Source organism: Mariluticola halotolerans (assembly GCF_021611515.1).
In the GTDB taxonomy this organism is placed as follows: Bacteria; Pseudomonadota; Alphaproteobacteria; order Rhizobiales; family Devosiaceae; genus Mariluticola; species Mariluticola halotolerans.
In genome coordinates, this window is sequence record NZ_CP090960.1 from 681927 (window position 1) to 706722 (window position 24796).

Consider the following 24796-nt stretch of genomic DNA (forward strand, 5'->3'; position numbering starts at 1 on the left):
CGACGGAGACATTTCATGCGTAGCGATCGAATCGCACTACTCGAAAATCTGATGAAAGAACGTGTTGTTCTCATGGACGGTGCCATGGGCACCATGCTGCAGGGCTACAAGTTCTCCGAGGAAGATTTCCGAGGTGAAAGGTTCAAGGATTGGACCCGGCAATTGCAGGGCAACAATGACCTGTTGAACCTGACCCAGCCTGATGCCGTGCGTGATGTGCATCTGGAGTATTTTCGGGCCGGCGCGGATATCGCGGAAACCAATACGTTTGCCGCGACATCCATTGCCCAGGCGGATTACGGCATGGAAGAGCTCGCTTTCGAACTGGCCGAAAGTGGCGCGCGGCTGGCGAGCGAAGCGGCTAGGCTGGCCGAAGAGGAAGATGGCAACCCGCGCTTTGTCGCCGGGGCGCTCGGCCCGACCAACCGGACCGCTTCGATATCACCCGATGTGAATGATCCCGGTTTTCGGGCCGTCACGTTTGATGAACTACGGGTAGCCTATGCAGAAGAAGTGCGCGGCCTTATTGCCGGCGGAGTAGATCTGGTATTGGTGGAAACAATTTTCGATACCCTCAATGCCAAGGCAGCATTGTTTGCGATCGATGAGATCAGTGCTGAACGCGGCGTCAAAATGCCGGTGATGATTTCGGGAACGATCAGCGACATGTCCGGCCGCATTCTGTCCGGTCAGACGCCGGAAGCGTTCTGGAATTCACTCAACCATGTTCGTCCCTTCTCTTTCGGGCTGAATTGCGGCCTTGGCGCCAAGGAAATGCGCGCTTACGTGGCCGAACTGGCCAAGGTTGTCGATGTAGCGCTTTGCGTTTATCCGAATGCCGGCCTGCCCAATGAATTCGGATTATACGATGAAGCGCCGGAGCAGACCGGTGCCTTGCTGGGTGAGTTCGCCGCGTCCGGTTTCGCCAATATTCTTGGCGGATGTTGTGGCACGACCCCGGATCATATTCGCGAGATTGCCGCCCATGTGCGCGGCAAAGCACCGCGTGTTTTCCATACCCATTCCCACACGTGAGGGTGATTTGAGTTCTCAACGTTTATTACGATTGTCCGGTCTGGAGCCGTTTACGCTCACACCCGAAATCCGGTTTGTGAATATTGGTGAGCGCACCAATGTCACCGGTTCTGCCCGGTTCCGCAAACTTATCGAAGCCAATGATTATTCTGCGGCCCTGGATGTGGCGCTGCAGCAGGTGCAAGCGGGTGCCCAGATCATTGACGTCAACATGGATGAGGGGCTGCTCGATTCCGAGGCAGCCATGGTCAAGTTCCTTAACCTGATTGCGGCGGAACCCGATATCGCTCGCGTGCCTATCATGATCGACAGTTCCAAATGGAATGTCATTGAGGCTGGTTTGCGCAGTGTTCAGGGCAAGTCCGTGGTCAATTCGATATCGATGAAGGAAGGCGAGGAAGCCTTTCTACATCAGGCCCGGCTGGTGCGCCGCTACGGGGCTGCTGTCGTGGTCATGGCGTTCGATGAACAGGGGCAAGCCGATACCCTGCAGCGCAAGATCGATATCTGCGCCCGCGCCTATAAGCTGCTGACCGAGGAAGTCGATTTTCCGCCAGAAGACATCATCTTCGACCCGAATGTCTTTGCTGTTGCGACCGGTATCGAAGAACACAACAACTACGGCGTTGATTTTATCGAGGCGACCCGCTGGATCCGGCAGAACCTGCCGCATGTCCATATTTCGGGTGGCGTATCCAATCTCTCCTTCTCGTTCCGGGGCAATGAGCCGGTGCGCGAGGCCATGCATTCCGTATTCCTCTACCATGCCATTCAGGCTGGCATGGATATGGGCATTGTGAACGCGGCGCAGCTGGCGGTTTATGAGAATATCGATCCCGAATTGCGCGAGCTTTGTGAGGATGTGGTGCTCAATCGCCGCAGCGACAGCACTGAGCGCCTGCTCGATGCCGCAGCTCGTTTCAAGGGTGACGGGGCCAAGGCCGAGAACAAGAATGATCTGAGCTGGCGTGAGTTCTCCGTGGACAAGCGTCTTGAGCATGCTTTGGTCAATGGTATCACCGAATTCATTGAAGAGGATACCGAGGAAGCCCGCACCATGGCGGAGCGGCCTTTGCACGTTATTGAAGGTCCGTTGATGGCGGGCATGAATGTGGTGGGGGACTTGTTTGGTGCCGGCAAGATGTTCTTGCCACAGGTGGTCAAGTCTGCCCGCGTGATGAAACAGGCTGTTGCCTATTTGATGCCCTTCATGGAGGCCGAAAAGCTTGCCTCTGGCGACACGTCACGCTCGACAAACGGTACGATCATCATGGCGACCGTGAAGGGCGATGTGCATGATATTGGCAAGAACATCGTTGGCGTCGTTCTGCAATGCAACAATTACGAAGTTATCGATCTTGGTGTCATGGTGCCATCCGCCAAGATCATGGAAGCGGCGCGCGAGCATAATGCGGATATTGTCGGGCTCTCTGGTCTGATCACCCCGTCGCTTGAGGAAATGTCGTCGGTCGCGGCGGATTTCGAACGCGAAGGTTTTGATGTGCCGTTGCTGATCGGTGGCGCGACGACCAGCCGTGTGCATACGGCGGTGAAAATTCATCCGAACTATCAGCGCGGACAGACCGTTTATGTAACCGATGCCAGCCGGGCGGTTGGTGTTGTGTCCAATCTGATGTCGGCTGAAAGTCGCGACGGCTATTTGCAGGGTATTCGGGACGAATACGCACGCGTCGCGGAGAAGCACAGGCGGTCGGAAGCCGACAAACAGCGTCTGAGCCTTAATCAGGCGCGCGCCAATGCGCAGAAAGTTGACTGGGACAGCTATACCCCGACAAAGCCGACATTTACCGGCACGCGGGTGTTCGACAACTGGGACCTGCATGATCTGGCTGAATGCATCGACTGGTCGCCCTATTTTCAGACCTGGGAGTTCAAGGGACGCTATCCCGCGATTCTTGAAGATGAGAACCAGGGTGAAGCCGCACGCGCGCTCTGGGCTGATACCCAAGCCATGCTGAAGCAAATTCTTGATGAGGGCTGGTTCAAGCCGAAGGCTGTGGTCGGGTTCTGGCCGGCCAATACAATTGGTGATGACATCGGTCTGTTTGCCGACGAAACCCGCAAGGAACGTTTGGCGACCATGCATGGCTTGCGTCAGCAATTGTCCAAGCGCGGTGACCGGCCCAACGTATGTATTTCTGATTTTGTTGCGCCGCTCGACAGTGGTAAGCCCGATTATATTGGCGGTTTTGCTGTCACTTCCGGGGCGGAAGAGGAAGAGATATCGAAGCGCTTTGCCCGGGCGAATGACGATTACAAGTCAATCATCGTCAAGGCGTTGGCCGACCGGTTCGCCGAAGCTTTCGCGGAGCGCATGCATCAATATGTGCGCAAGGAACTTTGGGGCTATGCGCCGGAAGAGACAATTCCCGATGAGGAACTCCTGCTTGAAAACTATCAGGGTATCCGCCCTGCCCCCGGTTATCCTGCCCAGCCGGATCATACTGAAAAGGCGACGCTATTTGGGTTGCTGGATGCGGAAAATCAGATTGGTGTGAAGCTGACCGAGAGTTTTGCGATGTGGCCGGGCTCATCCGTTTCAGGTATCTATATCGCGCACCCGGATGCCTATTACTTTGGTGTGGCCAAGGTTGAGCGGGATCAGGTGGAAGATTATGCCAAGCGCAAGGATATGCCGATTGCTGAGATCGAGCGCTGGCTGGCACCGATCATCAATTACAATCCAGCGGATTATAAAGCAGACGCCGCAGAGTGAGGCGTCTGCTAACCTATTAGAAATGCTGGCGTAAACCGATGGTGTGCGCGTTATGGCCGTCGGCCAAACCACCAAGAAAACCCCATGCGCCGGAACGGTGATGGAGGCGATAGAACACTTCAGTGTTCGGGGTGTCGGTCATACCGAGGCTGATTTCGGGCGAGAGATAGAACAATAGACTGGCATTGCCGTTATTGATTGTTTCGCGCAGGGTTTCGACGCCCATTGACTGGGTGATGGCGCTGAGGCCGAAGGTGAGTGCGGGCGAAATGCGCATGGTGTCGCCGATGACAAGTCCATCATAGCGGGTAACTGCACCCGCCCATACTTCACCGGTCAAAGCCTCGCCGAACCGGGCTGCAGCGCCGATTTCCAGGCCGATTTTCCAGTTTTCGACGGGTTCATAAAAGAACTGCTGATAGCCCGCGCCGACGACATAATTGTCCTCGTAGGGCGGGATGAAGGGGATGAAGCTGTTCTCGAAATTATCGTTGATCAGGCGGCCGCCAAAGGCAAAAACTGCTTTGTCGCCAGTCGTTTGCGGCGCCGTCTGTGCGAATGCTGAAAAAGAGAATGTCAGCATAACAAAGGCTAAAACTACGCGAAATGTCATCTTTACCAAGCCTTGAATCTCGAAGACGGTAATATAGGGGCTGTTTGTGAAATATATGTAAGCGCGAGAAGGCTCAAGCCCCCACGCCGCCGTTTCCTCAGGCCGTCAAATCGCTGGGCGGTTTAAGGTTGTTTATAAGGCATGCGGTGGTGACCGTGTTGGCGAGCAGGCAGGCAATGGTCATCGGGCCGACACCGCCGGGCACCGGGGTGATGGCACCGGCGACTTCTACCGCTTCGGAAAAATCGACATCGCCGACCAGACGGGTTTTGCCCTCACCGCGCTCGGGTGCTGGAATGCGGTTGATGCCCACATCGATGACGGTGGCGCCTTTCTTGATCCAGTCGCCCTTGACCATCTGGGTGCGCCCCACAGCTGCAATGACGATATCGGCGCGGGAGACAACCTCGGCCAGATCCCTGGTGCGTGAATGGGCCATGGTGACGGTGCAGTTGTCGCGCAGCAGCAATTGCGCCATCGGCTTGCCCACAAGATTGGAGCGACCGATGACAACTGCATTCATGCCCGACAGGTCGCCATGCAGATCGCGCAGCAGCATGAGGCAACCAAGGGGTGTGCAAGAGACAGGGCCGAGCTGGCCGGTCATCAGCTTGCCGGCGTTTTGCGGATGGAACATGTCGACATCCTTGGCCGGATCGATTGCGTTGATGATCTTGACCGCATCGATATGCTCGGGCACCGGCATCTGAACGAGAATGCCGTGCACGTCCTTGCGGATATTGAGTTCCATGATCAGGCGGAGCAGTTCTGATTCGGCAACCGTTGCGGGCAATTCGTATTTGAACGAATTCATGCCGACCTCTTCGGTCTGGCGCGCCTTGTTGCGCACATAGACCTCGCTGGCTGGATCATTGCCGACAATGACCACGGCCAGACCCGGCGTGATGTCATGATCGCGCTTGAGATCAGCGACATGGTCGCTAATGCGCCCACGCAGGGTTTCCGCGAAGGCTTTTCCGTCGATTATGGTGGCTGTCATGACAATTCTCCGGGGTGTAAGCGGCACGATATGGCGTACCAACGCCCCGGATGCAACCTTAGTAAGGCGCCTGAATGGAAAATCCCGCATTTGTGAGTGCGCTGCGGGCCTGACGTGCCAATTCCACCGCACCTGCGGTGTCGCCATGCAGGCAAATGGAGCCAGAGGCTGAGGCGATGACTTGTCCATCCAGCGTGGTGATTTCCCCGCGCGCCAGCCCAAGGCATTGCGCGACCAGTTTTGCCGGGTCGGTCAAAACGGCACCGGGCAAAGTACGCGAGACCAGCAAACCATCAGAATCATAGGCCCGGTCAGCATAGGCTTCCCTGATGACGGTGAGCCCGAGCGCCTCTGCGGCTTTAACCTGCGCGCTGTTATCGAGCGCCAGAATGGCAAGGCCCGGGTCCAGATCGCGCACAACAGCAAAGGCAGTGCGGGCCAGCTCTTCATCCTCGGCGGTCATATTGGCAAGGGCACCGTGCAACTTGACGTATTTGAGCGAAACGTCCTCGCTTTGGGCAATGGCGTGAATGCGCGCGAGTTGTTCGCCGATCTGTGTCTGGAGTTGCTGTTTTGTCAGGTTCAGGCGTTTGCGCCCGAAATTTTCGCGATCAGCAAAGCCGGGATGTGCGCCGCAGGTAACGCCGCGCGCCCTGGCGGCCCGCAAGGTCTGGCGCATGGTTGCGTCATCGCCGGCATGACCGCCACAGGCGATCGAGGCGCTGGAGACGATATCGAGAAGATCGAGATCGGTGCCGCTGCCCTCCCCCATATCCGCATTCAGATCCATGCTTGTCATCTGGCTTTCTTCATCAAGGCTTGGGCGTGAGCGATTGTGACCGGCGCAAACTGCACCTTGGTGCCGGGGCGCAACTGGGCAAACCGGTCCAGATCGGCAGAGATCAGGGTGGCGATACGCGGATAGCCCCCGGTGGGCTGATGATCGCGCATCAGCACAATCGGTGTGCCATCCCCCAATATCTGGATATCGCCGGGCACGATGGCGTCTGAGACCAGCGACAGAATGCGCGCATTTGTGAACACCGCGTCCCTGTCTTCAAGCCGCACGCCCATGCGGTCGAGTTTTGTGCTGATCGTGAAGCTGGACTGTGTGAAGGCATGAAGCGTTTCAGCCGGGAACCGGTCGGCATCGATACCCCAGACAAAGCGAATGGCTGCTTCGGGCCCTGGGGCGACGGGCGTTTCCGGAGCGTGAAGAATTTCGCCGCTCGCCGGGACAAGCCTGAGGCTGTCGCCGGGGCGCAAGGCCCTGCCCTCAAAGCCGCCAAGACCCACAATCAGATTTGTGGCCCGGCTGCCAATGACGACTGGCACATCCAGATCTGCGCCAAAACGAATATAGCCGTAATTGCCTGCCGGGCCGGGCTTTATGTCGATCTTGTCGCCCGTTTCCAACGTGTAGGCGGCATTCCATTGTTCAGGCTTGCCGTTGATTGCGAGGGTGAAGGCACCCCCGGAAAATCCGGCTTTTAGAGCCTTGCCGGTATAGGTGAAGGCGATACCGGCCATGGTGATTTCAAGCCCGGTATCGGCAGCTGTTTCTGCCAGTTGTGCAGCGCGGACAAAGCCGGCTGCATCCATGGGGCCTGAAGCGGATATGCCGTCGGCGAAATGGCCGTGGCGGCCCCTGTCCTGCACGGTTGCGAGTGGGCCGGCGCGGGTTATGTCTATTTTCATGGCATGGCCTCGAACTGAACACTGTCGCCGGCATGCAGCATTGTGGGCGGTGTCGCTGTTGGGTCAAAATTGCGGAATTCGGTTTGTCCGATGACGTGCCAGCCCGTGGGAATGGCGGTTGCGGTGATTGCAGTCTGTCCGGCTGCGAAAAGGATGGTGCCCGGCATGACCCGTGTGCGCACTTCCTGTCGGCGGGGCAGATGCAGGGCCTCCTCATGCATGCCGCAATACACAAAACCGGGGGCGAAGCCCGTTGTCAGCACTTGTAGCGGCGCTGCATTGTGGCGCGCGATAAAATCGGGGACATCAAGGTTCAGCTGTGCGGCCACCGCTTCAAGGTCTGGCCCTGCAGCGCCGCCGAAGCGCACCTGAATGTGATGTTTTGTGCCGTTGAGCTCTGCCTCTGTCGCCTCACTACCCAAAATCAACCTCAGTGCACCGGCCAGTGCATCAAAGCTTGTGATTTCAGAATCGTAGCGGACCAGAACCGACACCAGATTAGGCACGATTTCACCGACACCTGCGGGGGGATTGGCCACAAGATGATGTGCGAGGCTGATGGCCGCCTGATTGGCGCGCATTTCCAGCCGCCGGGCGAAGCGCACAAGCAGCGCTTGATCGCCCAATGGCATTAATGTGGGGCGCAGATCATCCATTCCAAGCGTCTTTCTGTTTGATGGACATTCCATACCCCTCTCACCTTGTGCAAGCAAAGCGTTGATTTGCCGGGAAAGCTCGGTTATGGCTTTTGGGCAATATCGTAAGGTTACGATATTGAACGTTCTCAGGGCGGGGTGAAAGTCCCCACCGGCGGTAAGCAGTGCCCATGCACTGTAAGCCCGCGAGCGCCGAAAGCCTTCTGGTTTTCGGGTCAGCAGATTCGGTGTGATTCCGAAGCCGACGGTCATAGTCCGGATGTGAGAGAACGGGAACGATAAAGGCCGGCATGCTGTCCCCGCGTTTCCGCGTTGGCTGTGCGTTCCGGCATATCGATCCCCGTATCCCTGAGGTGGCTGGGCTACGATAAAGGATCGATATAGTGAACCAGACGACCTCCAATTTTTCAAAACTCCCCGCCGCTGTGCGGGGGGCTTTTTTCATGATTCTGGCGGGCATTGCCTTTGCCGGGGTGAATATTGCCACCCAATGGGCCACGCAGGTGGATGGCCAGGGGGCGACGGCTGTCGCCTTTTATCAATATCTGTTTGCGCTGGTTTTTGCGCTGCCCTGGATCTGGCGCGAGGGCCGCAAGGCGCTGGCGACCAATCATCTCGGCTGGCACATCGTGCGGGTGGTTTTGTCCGCCGGCGGCGTGCAGGCCTTTGTGTCCTCACTGGCGTCGCTTGAAATATGGCTGGTGATTGCCTTGACCATGACCTCGCCGTTTTTCGTGATTGCCGGGGCCGGTTTGCTGCTGAAAGAGAATATCACCATGAGCCGCATAGTGGCGACGGTGGCGGCTTTTATCGGGGCGATGATTATTCTCGAGCCCTGGTCGGCGACATTCGCGCTGACCGCCCTGTTGCCGATTCTTGCGGCCGCGCTTTGGGCTGGTGCCTCGCTGATCACCAAGTTTCTGACGGCTGACGAAAAACCGGCGACGATTACCGTTTATCTGCTGCTGTTGTTGACGCCGATCAATGCGGTGGTTTTGGTGACAACCGGGTTCGTCGTGCCCGCCGGATCGCATCTGATGATCCTCATTGCCCTTGGTGTGCTGACGGCAGCGGCCAATTATTGCATGACGCGGGCCTATGCCACAGCGGACGCGGCTTATTTGCAACCGTTTGACGATTTGAAGCTGCCGCTGAACGTTTTGGCGAGCTGGCTGGTATTTGCCTATGCGCCCTCGTTCAATTTCTGGCCGGGCGCGGCACTGATCGCGGCGGCCTCGCTTTACATTGCGACACGCGAAAACAAGACGGCGTGAGCACGTGTCGCCCGGCTTTGATGCCGGGCGGCTTTTTTAGAGTGTTTCCGGCCTCCCCCGAATCCTCGCGATGACGACGAGGGTTTTCAGCGAAACCCGACCGGCGCTAGAACCGGCGCGATGCGTCGAGTGCGAGGCCGAGCCCGACGCTGCCAAAGGCATCTGTTTCGACGAATTTTGCGTTTTCAAACATGGCGTTGAAACCGCGCCGGACAGTTGCGATCTGGGTCGAGCCCCCGGTCATGATCAGCGTCTGGATGGCATCAGCCTTCAGCCCGGCGCTGGCCAGCATATCGGTGATCTTTGCCGGGATACGTGCCGCTTCTGCCGCGATGGCCGCGTCAAAATCGTTGCGGGTGATGGTTTTTTCCAGCCCGATATTGTCCGGGTTGAACCGGAAGTCGATGACCTCTTGTTCGGTCAGGGCGATTTTTGCCTCTTCCACATGGGCGGCCAGCAAATGGCCGTAACGCCCCTCCACAATATCGATCAGTTTGTCGATTTTTGTGGTGTCGTGCGCTTCCTGACGGGTGGCGCGCAGGCCGGTCATCGTTTGGCGGGTATAGAGCCGGTTGATGCGGTGCCATGTGGCCAGATCGAAATACGGGCCGATGGGCAAGGGCCGGTCGCCCGACTTGACCAGTGAGCCAAGCCCCAGCATGGGCATGACGCTGGACATGGACAGCAGACGGTCAAAATCCGTGCCACCAATGTGAACGCCCGCTGTGGCCAGAATATCGGCCTGCCGGTCGGCTGCGCGGGCCCGTTCGGGTGACAGGCGCACGATGGTGAAATCGGAGGTGCCGCCACCGATATCGACGACCAGCGCCAATTGCTCATTGTTGATCTGGCGCTCATAATCGAGCGCTGCCGCAATCGGCTCGAACTGGAATTCGATGTGACGGAAGCCCTGGGCGCGGATGGCGCCTTCGAGCTGGGTCTCGGCGTTCCGGTCTGCGGCATCGTCATCATCGACAAAACGCACGGGGCGACCCGCCACCACCTGTTCGATTGCATCGCCGGCCACGGCCTGCGCCCGGTCATGCAATTCCTTGAGGAAGGTGCCAAGGACTTCGGTGAAGGGCACGCGGCGCGCCTTGATGCGGGTTTCATCATGCATCAGGGACGAGCCGAGAATGCTTTTGAGCGCCCGCATGACACGGCCATCGGCACCGGTTACATATTCCAGCATGGCCGCGCGGCCAAAATAGGTCTGGTCATTCTCGAAATTGAAGAACAGCACGCTGGGCATGGTCTGTTTGCCGTCCTCCAGCGCCACCAATTGCGGTGTGCCATCCGGGCCGACAAAGCCGAAGGTGGAATTTGACGTGCCAAAATCGAGGCCGCAACTGGCGGTGCGCATGAGACTGCCCTGCATTGATCTGAAATGTCGCCACATATCCGATGGGAGCCACGGACGTGGACGCGCCTCTTAACCGGTGTGGCGACAAAAGGGAAGATGGTGGGCTGAACAGCCGCGCGATGGCAGGTGCTGACGTATCGGTTTGCGCTTGGGATAGCGTCATCCGGCGCAAACGAAAACAGGCCCGGTGAACACCGGGCCTGCTGTATTATATGCACATGGTGTGCGTTGGATCAGAATGCCGGTTCAACAGTTTCGACATTGTCCAGCGTGACAACGGTCAGCGGGATCGGCACGCGCGCATCGACTTCGGTGCCGTCAAGAATTTCGGCCATTGTGTTCATGGCCACTTTCCCGTCTTCAACAGGTGACTGCACGATGGTGGCGTACATTTCGCCTGAACGAATGGATTCGAAAGCGTCCTTCTGACCGTTAATGCCGACAATTGGCGGTGTCTGCGTGTCCGGATAGGCTTCCTTCCAGGCGTCGATAAAGCCGCGGGCCATGGTGTCGTCGTTGGAATAGACACCCTTGATGCCGTCACCGAAACGGGTGATCAGATCGCGGCTGGCCACGAGTGCCTTCTGCTGATCGAAATCGGCATTGACGGTGTCGAGGATTTCGATGCCGCTGCCGATTTCTGCCAGACGATCCTCGAAACCACCGACGCGGCCGATGGTTGTGCCATTGCCGGCCTGACCGGCGATGACAACGATTGAGCCTTCGCCACCCAGAGCTTCATTCAGCGCATCCGCGGCCATTTCACCTTCAGCGTAAACGTCCGGTCCGGTGAACGAGACGATAAACTGCTGGGCCTGGTCGCCCATCGGGGAATTGATCAGGATGGCCGGGATATTCGCGGCCTGTGCCCGTGCCAGACCCGGGATATAGGCCTGGGGATCGAGCGGCCACAGGATGATGCCGTCAACCTTGCGGGCGATACAGGTGTTGAGCTGTTCGGTGCCCTTCTGGACGTCGAAATCCTGGCTGAGGCTGAGGATATCGATGCCGAGTTCATCGGCACGGGCCTGAAGCGCCTGATTGGCGGGCGTTGCATAGGCATGGGAGTCGGCGGCTGTCACATAGCAGACCGTCTTTGCCTGTGCCCAGCTCACCGAGGCGAGAAGCGCGGCGGCACTTACGAGTAATACGGGTTTCAATTTCATTGTTTCCTCCTTTGAATGGTCGTTTTTTATCGACGTCAGCTTTGGCTGATCGTCGCGGCGTGGCTGTATGATTGTCGCCGGACCGCACGGTCGAGGACGACAAGCAGAATGAGAATGAGACCGGTCACCACCTGCTGGATGTAGGCAGGTACGGACTGGAACTCCATGGCGGTGGTCAGCGATGCGATGGTGAGCACACCGCCCAGGGTGCCCAATGCAGACCCCCTGCCCCCCTCGAGACGTGTGCCGCCGACAACAACTGCGGCAATGACCATGACCGTGAGGTCTTCGCCGAAGACGGGCGAGCCGGTATTGGCGGTCAGGCTTTGCAGGACGCCAGCCAGTCCGGCGAGCGTGCTGGCAAATACGAAGCTGAAGAACAAGACCACGTTGGCGGCGATGCCGCTTGATTCCGCCGCCGTGGCGTTGGAGCCGACCGCGAAGAGGTTTCGGCCGGAAACGGTGCGGGTCAGCCAGAAGTGCAAGAGTACCAGGGCGATAAGGAACAGGCCGCTGCGGACGGTGAACAGGTCGAGATAGATTTTCGCCATAGCCAGCGAGAACATGATGTCGACACCGGCAACCGGCTGGCTATTGGTGATCCAGTGCGCGATGGCGCGGAAGATCAGCATGGTTGCCAGGGTGGCGACGAGTGAGTTGACCTTGAAGACCACCGAGAGCAGGCCGTTCACCACACCACATGCGGCCCCTGCAAGTATGCCGACAAAGGCTGCTGGCCAGATGCCGATCGAGGGCTGCAGGCCGATTGCCACGATCCCCGACAGGGCGAATACGGCCCCGCCTGACAGATCGATTTGTCCGGCGATGAGCAGAACCGTGAGCCCGATTGCGATAATGCCGATTGTGGCACCCCGGTCGAGGCCAAGGCTGGCGGTGGACAGGCTGGCGAAACCGGGCACCCAGATGCAGGCAACGATCAGGGTGGCGGCGAGAATGATGGCGACGCGATAGCGAATGATCAATGAGGTTATCGGCATGATCACACTCCCCGCTTGCGCAAGGCGACATCGAGCGCCACGGCCACTGCAATGAGAAGACCCAGCACGAAGCCCTGTATAGGTGTGCGCACGCCCTGCAGGACCATGACATTGGTCAGTGTCTGGACAAAAACCAGACCGGCAATGGCGCGGGGTATGGAGCCGAGACCACCGAGAATGGAGATGCCGCCCACCACCACAGCTGTGATGGAGGCGAATTCATACCCGGCCCCGACTTCAGGGCGGGCACTTTGCAAGGTCAACCCAAGCAGACCGCCGCTCAGCCCGGCACAGAGACCGGAAATCACGAATGCGCCAGCCTTGACGGCCCTTACGGGCACAGCGCTCGCCTCGGCGGCTTTGTAATTGCCGCCTGTGGCCATGGTCCAGCGCCCCCAAAAGGAACGCGACAGGACAAAATGGCCAATAATGGCGACCACCACAAAGACCAGAACGATAACGGGCACGCCCAGCACACGACCCTTGACGAGCGCTGCAACTGCCGGGTCGTTGCCGTAAACGATCACACCGCCGACAGCGGCCTGAACGATACCGAGAACAACTGTGCCTACGCCCAGTGTGGCAATGATGGGATTGATCCCGACATAGCCAACAAGCAGGCCGTTGACCAGGCCGCAGGCCCCGGCAAAGCCCACAGCCAATGCGAATGCCGGTACGGGGCCAACGACTGGCTGAAGCGCCAGTGACAGAATGGCGCCGCCAGCGATTGTTGCGGGGACGGAAAGATCTGCGAGGCTGCCAACCACGAGCACGAAGGTCATGCCGACCACGACAATGCCGATGATTGCCATGGAGGTGAGCACATTGACCAGATTGCCGGTGGTAAAAAACACATTGCTGCTGATTGCGCCGTAAATGAAAACGGCCAGAATGGCGATCAACAGGCCCGCTCTGGACAAGACATCAAAAATGCGGCTGCCGCGATTGTAACGCGAATTTGCGGTTTTCTGCATGGGCAATGAAGTGTCTGTCATGCCGCGTCCTCTCCGGTGGCCAACGACATGATCCTTTCTTCGCTGAGTTCGGCGCGCGCGAGCGGTGGGGTGGCGCGGCCATCCCGCATCACAAAGACCCGGTCACAAACGCCGATGATTTCCGGCAATTCCGACGAGATCATGAGCACGGCCATGCCATTGGAGACAAGCTCGCCAATGATCCGGTGAATTTCTGACTTGGCGCCCACATCAACGCCGCGTGTCGGCTCGTCGAGAATCAGCACGGAGGGTTGAGCAGACAGCCATTTTGAAATCACCGCCTTTTGCTGATTGCCACCCGAGAGCAGATCAATCCGTCGTTCGGGGTCCGAGGGCACAATCGAAAAGTCGGCAACATATTTGGCAGCAAGGTTGCGGTCGGCGCGCATGCTGACCCGACCGAAACGGCTTAGCTGACGCAGGATGGCAAGGCTGATGTTCTCACGCACTGTCATTGTGCGCACAATGCCCTCGCCCTTGCGGTCCTCGGGGACATAGGCAATGCCTGCCGCCCGCGCCGCCGAAGGCGAATTGATGGTGATGCGCTTGCCGTTGATCTCGATTGAACCGTCGGTCATTTTGGCCAGGCCGAAAATCGTCTTGGCAACTTCGGTGCGGCCTGCGCCCACCAACCCGGTCAGCCCCACGATTTCGCCAGCGTTCACATCAAAGCTCACGCCTTCAAAATTGAAACCGTCGGAGAGATTTTCGACCTTGAGGACAGGCTTGCCGATTTTTGAGGGTGTTTTGGGAAAAACATTTGTCACCTCGCGACCAACCATGAGCTTGATCATTTCGCTGGCGGTAATGCCGTCTGCGGGCCGGCTGTCAATCATGCGGCCATCCCGCAGGATGGTCACATCATCCGCGATCTCGAGAACTTCCTTGAGACGGTGGCTGATATAGATGATGGCGATGCCGGCTGATTTCATTTTGCCGAGAATCTTGAAGAGCGCAGCTGTCTCGTGTTCGCTCAGGCTCGATGTCGGTTCGTCGAGCACGATAATGCGCGGATCCGCTGCATAGGCCTTGGCGATTTCGACAAGCTGCTGCTGGCTGATGGAGAGTTCGCCGACATTTGCCCGCGGATTGATATCTGCACCCAGTTCAGACAACACAGCTTCAGTGCTGCGGATCATTTCCTGCCGGTCAACGAGCAAGTGTTTACGCGGCATACGCCCCAAAAAGACGTTCTCGGCCACGGTCAGGTCGGGAATAAGATTGAGTTCCTGGTGCACCATGTGGATGCCGTGCCTTTGGGCGTCCGCTGGCTTGCGCAAGCGGACTTCCGCACCATCAACCTCGGTCGTGCCGGTTGTGGGCATATAGACGCCGCTGAGCACTTTCATGAGGGTCGATTTGCCCGCGCCGTTCTCACCAACAATGGCGTGTACGCGGCCGAAATCCACCGAAAAGTTCACGTCTGAAAGCGCTTTCACACCGGGGAATGTCTTGGTGATCCCCTGCATTCGCAGTGCGCATTTTTGTGCCGGCATACCTGCCTCCCAGTAACCACCATCAAGTGCCGGTGGTTCAGTTTTGCGGCTATTAAGGGACTGTTACACTAATATAACAGTCGGTGCAAGTGTGAGCAGATCCATAATGCGCTTCGCTTTTTGCGCCCCGTCTCCCCTGCCCTGCAACACGTTTTCGCGTTGCCTCGGCTATCGTTCCTGTCTCCCGCCATTTTGCCTGGAAACTTTAACCCGGCGATCAGTAGGTCGCGCGTCCACCGGACAAGTCGAACACCGACGCCGTGGTGAAGCTGTTCTCTTTGGATACCAGCCAGGCGACCATGTTCGCGGCTTCATCGACCTCGAGAAAGCGGCCACGCGGAATCCGGGCCAGCATATAGTCGATATGTTCCTGTTTCATTTGGTCGAAGATCGGGGTCCGCGCCGCCGCGGGCGTGATGCAGTTCACCGCGATGTCGAGGTTTGCCAATTCCTTGCCCAGGGATTTGGTCATGCCGATCACGGCCGCCTTGGAGGCTGAATAGGCGGATGCATTCGGATTGCCTTCCTTGCCGGCGATAGAGGCAACATTGACGATTCGGCCATAGTTCTGTGCCTTCATCGAGCCGACGACTGCCCGGTTGACGTGAAATGCGCCGTTAAGGTTGATGTCGATGACCCGCCGCCATTCCTCAAGCGGGTATTCTTCAAGCGTATGGTTCGGTCCGGCAATGCCGGCAGAATTGACCGCGATCGAAACAGGGCCGAGTTGCGCTTCGGTGCGCGCATGGGCGGCTGTGACGGCGTCCGCATCCACAATGTCTACCGTTTGCGTATCAACGCCTGCCCCCAGTTCGTCGCGCGCTTGAGCAAGGCGTTCGGCGTTCACATCCCAAAGGCTGACTTTCGCCCCTGATGCCAGCAAGCGCCTTGCAAAAGCATAGCCAAGACCCTGCGCGCCACCTGTGACCAAGGCGACCTGCCCCCGCAAATCAATATCATTCATTTCAACGCCTACTCTTGTCGATTATTCTTTGGTTGGGCCATTCTTGATCCTTCAACGTGCAAGCGGATTGCCCAATCTCATTACATTAGTATAATAGTAGTCAGAAATGAAACCGCTTCGCAATGACTGACTTTTGGAGAAATTTCTATCCAAGCCAAAACATGCGATAGAAGCGTCCTTAGGGAATGGAGACATATTGATGGCCACCAGGACTTCGGAACCACCGATAGATGACAAGCTGTCCGAGTTTCTTCAGGGCGTAACGCTCAATCGGTCAATTCCGCTGCGCGACCAGGTTTATGCGCTCGTGCGCAATGCGATTGTCACCGGCAAGCTGGCGCCGGGCGCGCCGATTAATGAATTCGATATTGCCGCCAAGCTGGCCATTTCGCGCACACCAGTGCGTGAGGCGGTTAAAAAGGTCAGCGATGAGGGTTTGATTGAAGTGTTTGCACAAAACGGCACGTTTGTGTCGGGCATCCACCGCAATCAGGTTGAGGAAGCATATATCATTCGTATCGCGCTTGAGCTGGAAAGCATCAAGCGCGCAGCCAGCGTGATTACGCAAAGTCAGATCGAGGATCTGGAAGATATTATCGAGGCGCATGCTGTGGCGGTGAAACGATCACGGTTCGATGAGGCCATTGCCCGGGATGACGAGTTTCACCGTTATATTGCCGGTGTGAACAATTTGCATATGCTGTGGAAAGCTGTCGATGTGTCAAAGGCGCAAATGGACCGGTGCCGGCTGTTATCGCTTCCCTCGCCCGGCGCCGGGCTGCAAACGATCGCCCAGCACCGCGCCATACTGGCAGCCCTGGCCAGTCATGATGCGGCGGCCTCAATGCAGGCGCTGCAAACCCATCTGGAAACCTCGCTGGGCAACACGCTGACCTATCTTGACGCCAATCCGGACGGACCTGCTGTGGCAAAAAGCTGAGCGTTGGCCGACCTTATCGCCTTTGCGACATCGTGATACAAGGGAGAATGACCGGTGGATTTTTCCGAGAGGCGCAAAATTGCGCGCGTAAATCTGGAACTGCCGCGGCTTGGTGTCGGCTGCGCTGCATTTGGCGGGCTTTATAATCCGGTCAGCCTCGACGACGCGATGGGTGTGCTATTGCAGGCCTGGAGCGCCGGTATCCGTTATTTCGATACAGCGCCCATGTACGGCCTCGGCCGTGCAGAGCATTTGCTTGGACACTTTTTGCGCGAATGCATTGATGATGCCAGTGACACGGTCATCAGCACCAAGGCGGGCCGTTTGATGACCCGCGACAGGCCGGGACGAAATTTGCCGCCCGCGCCGCCGAAAAACCCGCTCGATCCGGGTTGGCAGAACGGTTTGGGGTTCCGTGAGGTATTTGACTATTCCTATGACGGGATCATGCGCAGTTTCGATGATAGCCAACAGCGGCTTGGCAGGCCGGAGATCGACTTGCTCTATGTGCATGATATTGGCCGGGTCACCCACGCCGACCTGCACGATTTTCACTGGCGTGCGCTGACTTCGGGCGGTTTCAGGGCGTTGGAAGAGCTGCGGTCTGCCGGGCTGATCAAAGGGTTCGGGCTTGGCGTCAACGAGGCCGAGGCGATTTCGGATGCTATGAACGAAGTCCAGCTCGACTGCTGCCTACTTGCCGGACGCTATACCCTGCTGGATCGTTCTGCGGCGCCGCTTCTTGCGAAGGCGCAGACCAACGGGGTCTCAATCGTATGCGGCGGTGTTTACAATTCCGGCATTCTCGCGGGTACGGGGGCCGGCCAGACGAAATTCGATTACGCAGAGGCACCGAGCGCAATTCTGCAAACCGTTGAGCGTCTCGCCTCGTTATGTGCCTCTCATGATGTGCCGCTTGGCGCGGCAGCCGTGCAGTTCCCGCTGCGCAATCCGGCGGTGACATCCGTGGTTGTGGGTGCCCGCACTGCGGCAAATGTCACCCAGGGGCTGGACTGGTTCTCTCAGCCGATACCGGAAGCCTTGTGGGCAGAACTTGAAGCGGAAAGCTGACCGGCTACATCGTGGCGCCGATGGACCAGGGTACAAACTCGCTGTCGCCATAGCCGAGGGCTTCGGATTTCGTGCGTGCGCCTGAGGCTACCTCGAGAATTCTGGCAAAAATCTCGTCACCCTTTTGCTGAAGCGAGACACCCTCAAGAATATCGCCGCAATTGATATCCATGTCTTCGGTCATCTGTTCAAACAGATAGGCATTGGACGCCAGCTTTATGGATGGCGTCGGCTTGCAGCCGAAGGCCGAGCCGCGCCCGGTGGTGAAGCACAGGACATTCGCTCCACCCGCAATCTGGCCGGTTGCCGAGACCGGGTCATATCCCGGGGTATCCATGAAAACGAGGCCTTTTTGCGTGACCGCATCGGCATAGTTGAACACGCCAGCCAGATTGGTGGATCCACCCTTGGCGGCCGCACCGAGCGATTTTTCAAGAATGGTGGTCAATCCGCCCATCTTGTTGCCCGGTGAGGGATTATTGTTCATCTCCATATCGTGCTTGGCTGTGTATTGCTCCCACCATCTGATGCGCTCGGCCAGCTGCTCGCCGACGCCCTTGTCGACTGCCCGCCGCATCAGCAGATGTTCAGCCCCGTATATCTCGGGGGTTTCGGACAGGATGGCGGTGCCCCCTTCGGCCACCAGACGATCAACCGCGATGCCCAGCGCCGGGTTGGCGGTGATGCCGGAATAGCCGTCCGATCCGCCGCATTGCAAGGCGAGCATCAGTTCCGATGCCGGTGCGGTGCTGCGGCCGACGCGATTGACGATGGGGAGCATATCGCGAATGGCCTCAACGCCCTGCTCCACGGTGCGGCGCGTGCCGCCGGCGGCCTGGATCGTCAGGGTACGGAAAGTGGCCTCTTCCTTGATGCCGTAGAAATCCATCCATCTGGGGATCTGAAAGGCCTCGCACCCCAGCCCCACCATAAGCACACCACCGACATTGGGATTGGTGGCAAAACCCCATTGTGTGCGCTTGAGCAATTCATAGGCTTCGCCATCCACATCGAGGCCGCAGCCGGTGCCGTGAACAAGCGAGATCACGCCATCGATATTGGGGTAATCATCGAGAATGCCCGACCGGGTGACCTGCTCGGCGATGAAGCGCGACGCGCTGGCAGAGCAATTCACCGATGTCAGCACCGCGATATAGTTGCGCGTGCCGTATTTGCCTGAGGCGCGTTTGTAGCCCTGAAAGGTTTGACGGTTTTCCGGTTCGATGTAATCGGTCGGGCGGGCGTCGACGCCGTACTGATAGTCACGGTCGAAATCGTGCAGATAGACATTGTGCTCGTGCACCCATTCGCCGGGTATGATTGCGTCACGCGCAAAGCCGATGACCTGGCCGTATTTGATAATGGGCGCGTCTTTCGCGATGGCGGCAATGGCCATTTTGTGGCCGCGCGGGATGCGTTTCCCGGCCTGCGCGTTTTCAGCAGTGTCGCCGACGGCCAGCGGCTCGACGGCCACAACGATATTGTCTGCATCAGTCAGTTTCAGATAACGCGCCATGGAAATGCCGACCTGCCTTTGATTGATAAAACGGGGTCACCCGCGAAAACTGTTCCGCTGGAGTCGATAAAAAATATTAATATAATAGAATAACAGGGTCAAGCAGAGCCCCCGGTAACGGGGATGTTTGTCGTGGGGTTCGGGCGCGTAGAGCTGCACGGGGTTACCCTGTGGCCCTTATCGCCTCAGATGCCGTTTGTGGAATAAAAAGAAAGGCCCCAAATGGGGCCCTTGTACAGATTCAAGTCTATGGCGGGTGGGGAGGGATTCGAACCCCCGAGACGCTCTCACGCCCGCCGGTTTTCAAGACCGGTGCATTCAACCACTCTGCCACCCACCCGCATGGACGCTCATTTAGCCGGTTGGCCGCTGGCTGACAAGCGCTAGGGCAGCAAAATTGTCGAACCTGTGGTTTGGCGTCCCTCAAGGGCGCGGTGCGCCTCTGCCGCATCCGCCAGGGCAAAGCGCTGGCCGATCTTGATGGAGAGCGTGCCCTCGCGCACCATGTCAAACAGTGTCCTGGCGCTGGCCAGCTCGACATTGCGGTCGCTGAAATAATGGGCCGTGGTGGGACGGGTGACGTAAAGCGAGCCTTTTGTGGCGAGAACGCCAAGGCTGGGCACGGCAACCGGCCCGGATGAATTGCCGAAGCTGACCATCAGGCCGCGCGGGCGCAGGCAATCAAGAGAGGCTTCAAACGTGTCCTTGCCAATCGAATCATAGACAACGTCGACACCCCTGCCCCCGGTAATTTCGCGGACACGTTCAGCAAAATTCTCGGTGCGCAGATTGATGACATCATGGGCACCGGCGGCGCGGGCCAATGCCGCTTTTTCGTCCGAGCCGACCGTGCCGATGACATGCGCGCCAATGGATTTGGCCCATTGCACGGCCAGAAGCCCCACGCCGCCGGCTGCTGCGTGAAACAGAATGGTTTCGCCGGGCTTGACCTGCCATGTCATCGTTAGAAGATAGCAGGCTGTCAGTCCTTTAAGGGTAATAGCCGCGCCGATATCAAAGCCGATATCATCGGGCAGCGGCAGTGCCTTGGCTGCCGGGAGCAGGCGCTCTTCGGCATAGGCTCCGAGTGCCCCGTGATAGGCAATGCGGTCGCCGGGTTTGAATTCGGTAACGTCTGGCCCCACGGCGGTGACAACCCCTGCCCCTTCCTGTCCCGGCACAAAGGGGAGCGGATTGGGATAAAGGCCTGTACGGCCATAGACATCAATGAAATTGAGGCCGATTGCCTCTTGTTTTATGGCGATTTCACCCTTGCCCGGCGCGCCTATTTCCCGCTCTTCGAGGGTGAGGACTTCCGGGCCACCAAAGGCTTTTATGCTGATGGCTTTACTCATGACTTCTGGCTCCGGGCTTTGCGGCGGGACATGGCGAAAATATTGGTGGCCTCGACCAGAACGGCAAAGGCCATGGCCGAATAGATATAACCCTTGGGAATGTGGAAGCCGAGCCCCTCGCCGACAAGCGTCACGCCGATCAACAGCAGGAAGGCCAAAGCCAGCATTTTGGTGGTCGGGTGCTTGACGATGAAGGCGGCAATGGAGCCGGAGGCGACATACATGACTGCCATGGAAATGACGACGGCGGTGATCATCACCTCAACATGCTGGGCCATGCCGATGGCCGTGACAATGGAATCGACAGAAAACACCATGTCGACAACCACGATCTGCATGATAACCGCGCCAAAAACCGCCTGTGCCTTGGCTTTCAGGTCCGCCTCGTGCGGTTCTTCAATGGTGTGGTGAATTTCATAGGTTGCCTTGTAGATAAGGAACAGGCCGCCGGCGAGAAGGATCAGGTCGCGCCAGGAGAAGGCGTGGCCAAAGGCCTCGAACAGGGGTTGCGACAAGCCGATGATCCAGGTGAGCAACAGCAGCAGCACAACACGGAAAACCAAGGCCAACGCCAGCCCCAATTGCCGTGCACGGCTGGCCAGCGGTTCGGGCAGTTTGGAGACAATGACCGAGATGAACACCACATTGTCTATGCCAAGGACAATTTCCATCAGGGTCAGGGTTGCGAGGCTGGCCCAGACGGCAGGATCCAGAAGAAGTTCGTACATGTGAAGCTCCCGTTTTCGCCAGCTTTGGCGCAACATGGTTCTAGTGTGTTATTCGCTGGAAATGAAGTCCAGCCGCTTGCGTTCCCCAAATGCTGTCATCCGGGCAAAAGATTTTCGCGGGAATGTGTGAATAGCGAAGAGGTAACTCCTAAGAGCGGTTTGCTGTAACTTTAGCATGTGCTAAAGTTCGGTATCTTGTTCCGGAGTTACACATGGATAGTTTTACACCTGTTACCGCGCTGATTGGCGGCGGCATGATTGGATTGGCCTCAGCCCTGTTATGGATCGGCAATGGCCGCATTGCCGGTATATCCGGTATTTTCGGGCAGCTTTTGCCGCCAGCAAAGACCGTGCTGTGGCGTCTTGTTTTCCTCGTCGCCATGATCGTGGCCGCCTTTGTTGCCGCCCGGCTGCTGCCGCAGATCGGTGCCGGTGGCGATGTGCCGGCTGAGATGGTCGGTAGTCCTTTATGGCTGGCGGTCGCCGGCTTGCTGGTCGGGCTTGGCACCAAAATCGGCAGTGGCTGCACCTCCGGGCATGGCGTGTGCGGGCTCGCCCGCCTGTCGTTTCGCTCGCTCGTCGCTGTCGTTATCTTTTTCGGCACGGCGATTGTTACCGTTTCTCTTACGGGAGTTGTCTCATGAGCGTGAGTTTGAAGCCGCTTTATCTCATCAATGCGGGCATTAGTGGTGGCCTGTTCGGGGCCGGGCTTTATGTGTCGCAAATGGTGGACCCCTTGAAGGTTCTTCGGTTCCTCGATTTTGGTGCCATGGCATCTGGCGGCTGGGATCCCAGCCTTGCTTTTGTGATTGTGGCTGCAATCGGGGTGATGTTTGTGGGGCTGCGCATAGCCGGCAAACGCGCCCGGCCCTTGCTCGACACCCAGTTCTACAAGCCCGAATCCAAACAGGTCGACCTGCCGCTTGTTGCGGGGGCTGTTCTGTTCGGTATTGGCTGGGGCATGTCCGGCATTTGCCCAGGACCGGCCATCACGCTGGTGGCGTTTATGCCGCAGAATCTGGCGATCTTTCTGATGACAATGTTTGCAGGTTCCCTGCTAGGCTCTTACATTAAGCCCTTGTTGCAACAAAGAGCGCCATTGCCTGATGGAACCGCCAAAATTTGATGCTGATATCGTTGTGGTCGGTGGCGGGCTTGTTGGCTTCGCCACCGCCATTTGCGCCGCGCGGCGCGATCTGAAAATCCTGCATCTCAGCCCCCCTGCCCCAGAAGACCGGCGCACCTCGGCCCTTATGGGACCAAGCGTTGATTTCATGCGGCGTGAGCAGCTTATTGCTGACCCGGCTGACATCGGCACCGCCCTGACCAAAATCCGTATCATTGACGCGACAGACCGCTTGTTGCGGGCGCCAGAAACGCTGTTTGACAGCGCCGAGGCGGCTTTGCCGGCCTTTGGCTGGAATTTTGCCAATCGCACGCTGATGGCCACTTTCAGCACCATTGTGGCCGGTCTCGACAATTATCTGCCTGTCGATGCCCTGTTCGAACGGTTTGAACTAAACGAGGATGGCTATCTGGTGCATACCAGCGACGGGCGCACATTCCGTTGTCGGCTTGTGGTTGGTGCGGACGGCAAGGGGTCGCCGGTGCGTGTCGCCGCAAATATTGGGGTGCACAATCACAGTTTCAATCAGTCGGCGCTTGTCTGTGACCTGACGCTCTCGCGGCCGCTTGAGGGTACATCGGTTGAATTTCACTATCCCAATGGACCGTTCACACTGGTGCCGGCGGGAGATGACCGCGCCAATCTGGTGTGGATCGATTCTGCACCGGTATTGCAGGCGGCAAAGGACGGCGGCGAAACATCACTCCTCGCGGCGATCAATGCCCAGTCAAAACACCTGTTCGGCGAGATCAGCCTCGCAAGTCCGGGTTTCGTGTTTCCCCTTGCCACGCTGACCGCAGAAATTGCCGGGCGCGATGGCATTGTGCTGGCGGGTGAAGCGGCGCATGCCTTTCCCCCCATCGGCGCACAGGGGCTTAATCTGGGTCTGCGTGATGTGGCTGACCTGATGGCGAGCATTGAAGATGCCGGTGCCATCGATGCGGATTGGCCCAACCGTGTCAGCCAGACCTATGCTCGCCGCCGTGAAGGCGATCTCAAGCGCACAGGATCGATGGTGGATGCGCTGTTCCGCTCTTTGCTGACCGACATGCTGCCGGCCCAGGCCGCGCGTGCTGGCGGGCTTTGGGCGCTGAAACTGCTGCCGTCGCTGCGGCGGCGCGCCTTTTCAATGGGCATGGGCGAACATTAAAGCCCTGCCAGTTTAGCTAACGACAGGCCTAACGCTTAAAAAAAGCGGCCCCGATGTGAAATCGGGGCCGCTTTTTATTTGTTTGCACCATGCCCCTTCAACCCTGAAGGGACATGTCAGCGAGATTACTGCGCTGCGGGTGCTTCCGCAGGCGCTGCGTCTTCGCCGGATTTTTCGCGACGGATCTGCTCGGCGCGGTCCTGCAGAACCTGCTCAAGTGCGTTGGCACCGGAGGTTTCATTGCGGAACTGGTCGAATGTCAGCGCTGTGTCGGAATCATAAACCGAGGTGAAGCCTGCCAGGGTGATGTTGACCACAAGGTCCTTGTTCTGGCGATTCTTTGCCGTCAGCTTGAGGGTTGCGCCCTTTTTGAGGCTGTTGACATAGGCTTCGTTGATGACGAGCTGGGTGGAGCAGGACTGCGGATCGCATAGCATGTACGGCACGCGCACCGGTTTGCCGCCGTCAATCTGCCAGGTCAGGCCGAAAGGCAGCAATACGCCGAGCGGCACAGCGGCCACGGCGAGAAGACGGCTTTCCTGGCCGGGATCGTCACGCAGAAGGAAGGAACCGACGAACTGGCCTTGAGTCAAAACGACCTGACGCATGATGCAGGCCTTGCGGCCATCTTCCAGCGGATCACAGACTTTGAGCCAATTGTCTTCGGGGGCCACTGCATCTGCCTGAGCATTGGCATCTGCCGGCGCGGCTTCGGTTGCGGGGGTGTCGGTTGCTGCGTCCTGCGCCACTGCCAAAAGGGGATTGAGCAAGAGACCGGTGGCTGTAAGACCAGCAATCAGCACTTTTTTGAAGGTCATAGAATTTCCCATTGTGAAACAAGGCGACGGGGCACCGCCGATGTAATTACGCTAACGCTCTTCAAAGCGGCAAATCGGGCAATAACATGACCGTTTG

At 58.1% G+C, this 24796-nt stretch carries 21 protein-coding genes, 1 tRNA gene, 1 pseudogene and 1 riboswitch; of the genes and pseudogenes, 7 read left to right on the forward strand and 16 right to left on the reverse strand.

Translation table 11 applies throughout. The features are described 5' to 3' along the window. Window positions 1–15: 15 nt before the first annotated feature. Window positions 16–3772: pseudogene (gene metH / locus L1P08_RS03230) on the forward strand (methionine synthase). 16 nt (window positions 3773–3788) lie between these two features. On the opposite strand, the gene L1P08_RS03235 reads toward metH, so the two are convergent. The 5 genes from L1P08_RS03235 to L1P08_RS03255 form a co-directional block, all read right to left on the reverse strand. Continuing rightward, the gene (locus L1P08_RS03235; protein WP_303618571.1) at window positions 3789–4385 is read right to left on the reverse strand and encodes a hypothetical protein; all 597 of its coding nucleotides are present in this window, start codon (window positions 4383–4385) and stop codon (window positions 3789–3791) included. A gap of 97 nt (window positions 4386–4482) precedes the next feature. Further along, window positions 4483–5385, reverse strand: a complete 903-nt coding sequence (gene folD / locus L1P08_RS03240) for a bifunctional methylenetetrahydrofolate dehydrogenase/methenyltetrahydrofolate cyclohydrolase FolD (protein WP_303618572.1) — start codon at window positions 5383–5385, stop codon at window positions 4483–4485. Window positions 5386–5443: 58 nt separating this feature from the next. After that, complete coding sequence (locus tag L1P08_RS03245; RefSeq protein ID WP_303618573.1) at window positions 5444–6184, reverse strand: 5-oxoprolinase subunit PxpA; 741 nt, start codon at window positions 6182–6184, stop codon at window positions 5444–5446. Then, complete coding sequence (locus tag L1P08_RS03250; RefSeq protein WP_303618574.1) at window positions 6181–7083, reverse strand: 5-oxoprolinase subunit C family protein; 903 nt, start codon at window positions 7081–7083, stop codon at window positions 6181–6183. The genes L1P08_RS03245 and L1P08_RS03250 overlap by 4 nt, the downstream gene beginning before the upstream one ends. Further along, window positions 7080–7739: a 5-oxoprolinase subunit B family protein gene (locus tag L1P08_RS03255; protein WP_303618575.1), complete on the reverse strand. Its 660-nt coding sequence runs from the start codon at window positions 7737–7739 to the stop codon at window positions 7080–7082. The genes L1P08_RS03250 and L1P08_RS03255 overlap by 4 nt, the downstream gene beginning before the upstream one ends. 120 nt (window positions 7740–7859) lie before the next feature. Continuing rightward, a riboswitch (FMN riboswitch) is annotated at window positions 7860–8014 on the forward strand. A gap of 108 nt (window positions 8015–8122) precedes the next feature. Here L1P08_RS03255 and L1P08_RS03260 point away from each other — a divergent pair. Continuing rightward, window positions 8123–9013 (forward strand): DMT family transporter, encoded by an 891-nt coding sequence (locus tag L1P08_RS03260; protein WP_303618576.1) that lies wholly within the window; start codon window positions 8123–8125, stop codon window positions 9011–9013. 106 nt (window positions 9014–9119) lie between these two features. Here L1P08_RS03260 and L1P08_RS03265 read toward each other — a convergent pair whose 3' ends face one another. From L1P08_RS03265 to L1P08_RS03290, 6 genes are all read right to left on the reverse strand, one after another. Next, a complete protein-coding gene (locus L1P08_RS03265; protein WP_303618577.1) occupies window positions 9120–10376 on the reverse strand; it encodes an Hsp70 family protein in 1257 nt (418 codons plus the stop codon). A 233-nt stretch (window positions 10377–10609) separates the two neighbouring features. After that, window positions 10610–11542 (reverse strand): sugar ABC transporter substrate-binding protein, encoded by a 933-nt coding sequence (locus tag L1P08_RS03270; RefSeq protein ID WP_303618578.1) that lies wholly within the window; start codon window positions 11540–11542, stop codon window positions 10610–10612. Window positions 11543–11577: 35 nt separating this feature from the next. After that, window positions 11578–12540, reverse strand: a complete 963-nt coding sequence (locus L1P08_RS03275; RefSeq protein ID WP_303618579.1) for an ABC transporter permease — start codon at window positions 12538–12540, stop codon at window positions 11578–11580. Window positions 12541–12542: 2 nt separating this feature from the next. Continuing rightward, window positions 12543–13535: an ABC transporter permease gene (locus L1P08_RS03280; protein ID WP_303618580.1), complete on the reverse strand. Its 993-nt coding sequence runs from the start codon at window positions 13533–13535 to the stop codon at window positions 12543–12545. Continuing rightward, window positions 13532–15031 carry a sugar ABC transporter ATP-binding protein gene (locus tag L1P08_RS03285; RefSeq protein WP_303618581.1) on the reverse strand — a complete coding sequence of 500 codons (1500 nt, stop codon included), beginning with the start codon at window positions 15029–15031 and terminating at the stop codon, window positions 13532–13534. Before L1P08_RS03285 ends, L1P08_RS03280 begins: the two co-directional genes overlap by 4 nt. A gap of 217 nt (window positions 15032–15248) precedes the next feature. Next, entirely contained in the window at window positions 15249–15995 is a 747-nt protein-coding gene (locus L1P08_RS03290; RefSeq protein ID WP_303618582.1) for an SDR family NAD(P)-dependent oxidoreductase, read from the reverse strand. A 199-nt stretch (window positions 15996–16194) separates the two neighbouring features. Between L1P08_RS03290 and L1P08_RS03295 the strand changes: the two genes are divergently transcribed. Together L1P08_RS03295 and L1P08_RS03300 are read left to right on the forward strand one after the other, a co-directional pair. After that, window positions 16195–16935 (forward strand): GntR family transcriptional regulator, encoded by a 741-nt coding sequence (locus L1P08_RS03295; RefSeq protein ID WP_303618583.1) that lies wholly within the window; start codon window positions 16195–16197, stop codon window positions 16933–16935. A gap of 54 nt (window positions 16936–16989) precedes the next feature. Further along, window positions 16990–18006 carry an aldo/keto reductase gene (locus L1P08_RS03300; RefSeq protein WP_303618584.1) on the forward strand — a complete coding sequence of 339 codons (1017 nt, stop codon included), beginning with the start codon at window positions 16990–16992 and terminating at the stop codon, window positions 18004–18006. A 4-nt stretch (window positions 18007–18010) separates the two neighbouring features. Here L1P08_RS03300 and L1P08_RS03305 read toward each other — a convergent pair whose 3' ends face one another. From L1P08_RS03305 to L1P08_RS03320, 4 genes are all read right to left on the reverse strand, one after another. Then, window positions 18011–19522, reverse strand: a complete 1512-nt coding sequence (locus tag L1P08_RS03305; protein ID WP_303618585.1) for a UxaA family hydrolase — start codon at window positions 19520–19522, stop codon at window positions 18011–18013. A 250-nt stretch (window positions 19523–19772) separates the two neighbouring features. Further along, a tRNA-Ser gene (locus L1P08_RS03310) sits at window positions 19773–19862 on the reverse strand. 43 nt (window positions 19863–19905) lie between these two features. Further along, window positions 19906–20877, reverse strand: coding sequence for a quinone oxidoreductase family protein (locus L1P08_RS03315; protein WP_303618586.1), 972 nt, complete (start codon window positions 20875–20877; stop codon window positions 19906–19908). Then, the gene (locus tag L1P08_RS03320) at window positions 20874–21605 is read right to left on the reverse strand and encodes a TerC family protein (RefSeq protein WP_303618587.1); all 732 of its coding nucleotides are present in this window, start codon (window positions 21603–21605) and stop codon (window positions 20874–20876) included. Before L1P08_RS03320 ends, L1P08_RS03315 begins: the two co-directional genes overlap by 4 nt. Before the next feature lie 212 nt (window positions 21606–21817). Here L1P08_RS03320 and L1P08_RS03325 point away from each other — a divergent pair, with 212 nt between their 5' ends. Genes L1P08_RS03325 through L1P08_RS03335 form a run of 3 tightly spaced genes read left to right on the forward strand, consistent with a single transcriptional unit; the run spans window position 21818 to window position 23881 of the window. Continuing rightward, window positions 21818–22249, forward strand: coding sequence for a YeeE/YedE family protein (locus L1P08_RS03325; RefSeq protein WP_303618588.1), 432 nt, complete (start codon window positions 21818–21820; stop codon window positions 22247–22249). After that, window positions 22246–22731 (forward strand): DUF6691 family protein, encoded by a 486-nt coding sequence (locus tag L1P08_RS03330; protein WP_303618589.1) that lies wholly within the window; start codon window positions 22246–22248, stop codon window positions 22729–22731. Before L1P08_RS03325 ends, L1P08_RS03330 begins: the two co-directional genes overlap by 4 nt. After that, window positions 22712–23881, forward strand: coding sequence for an FAD-dependent monooxygenase (locus L1P08_RS03335; protein ID WP_303618590.1), 1170 nt, complete (start codon window positions 22712–22714; stop codon window positions 23879–23881). Before L1P08_RS03330 ends, L1P08_RS03335 begins: the two co-directional genes overlap by 20 nt. Window positions 23882–24006: 125 nt before the next feature. On the opposite strand, the gene L1P08_RS03340 is transcribed toward L1P08_RS03335, so the two are convergent. Then, window positions 24007–24699, reverse strand: coding sequence for an invasion associated locus B family protein (locus tag L1P08_RS03340; protein ID WP_303618591.1), 693 nt, complete (start codon window positions 24697–24699; stop codon window positions 24007–24009). Window positions 24700–24796: the final 97 nt, after the last annotated feature.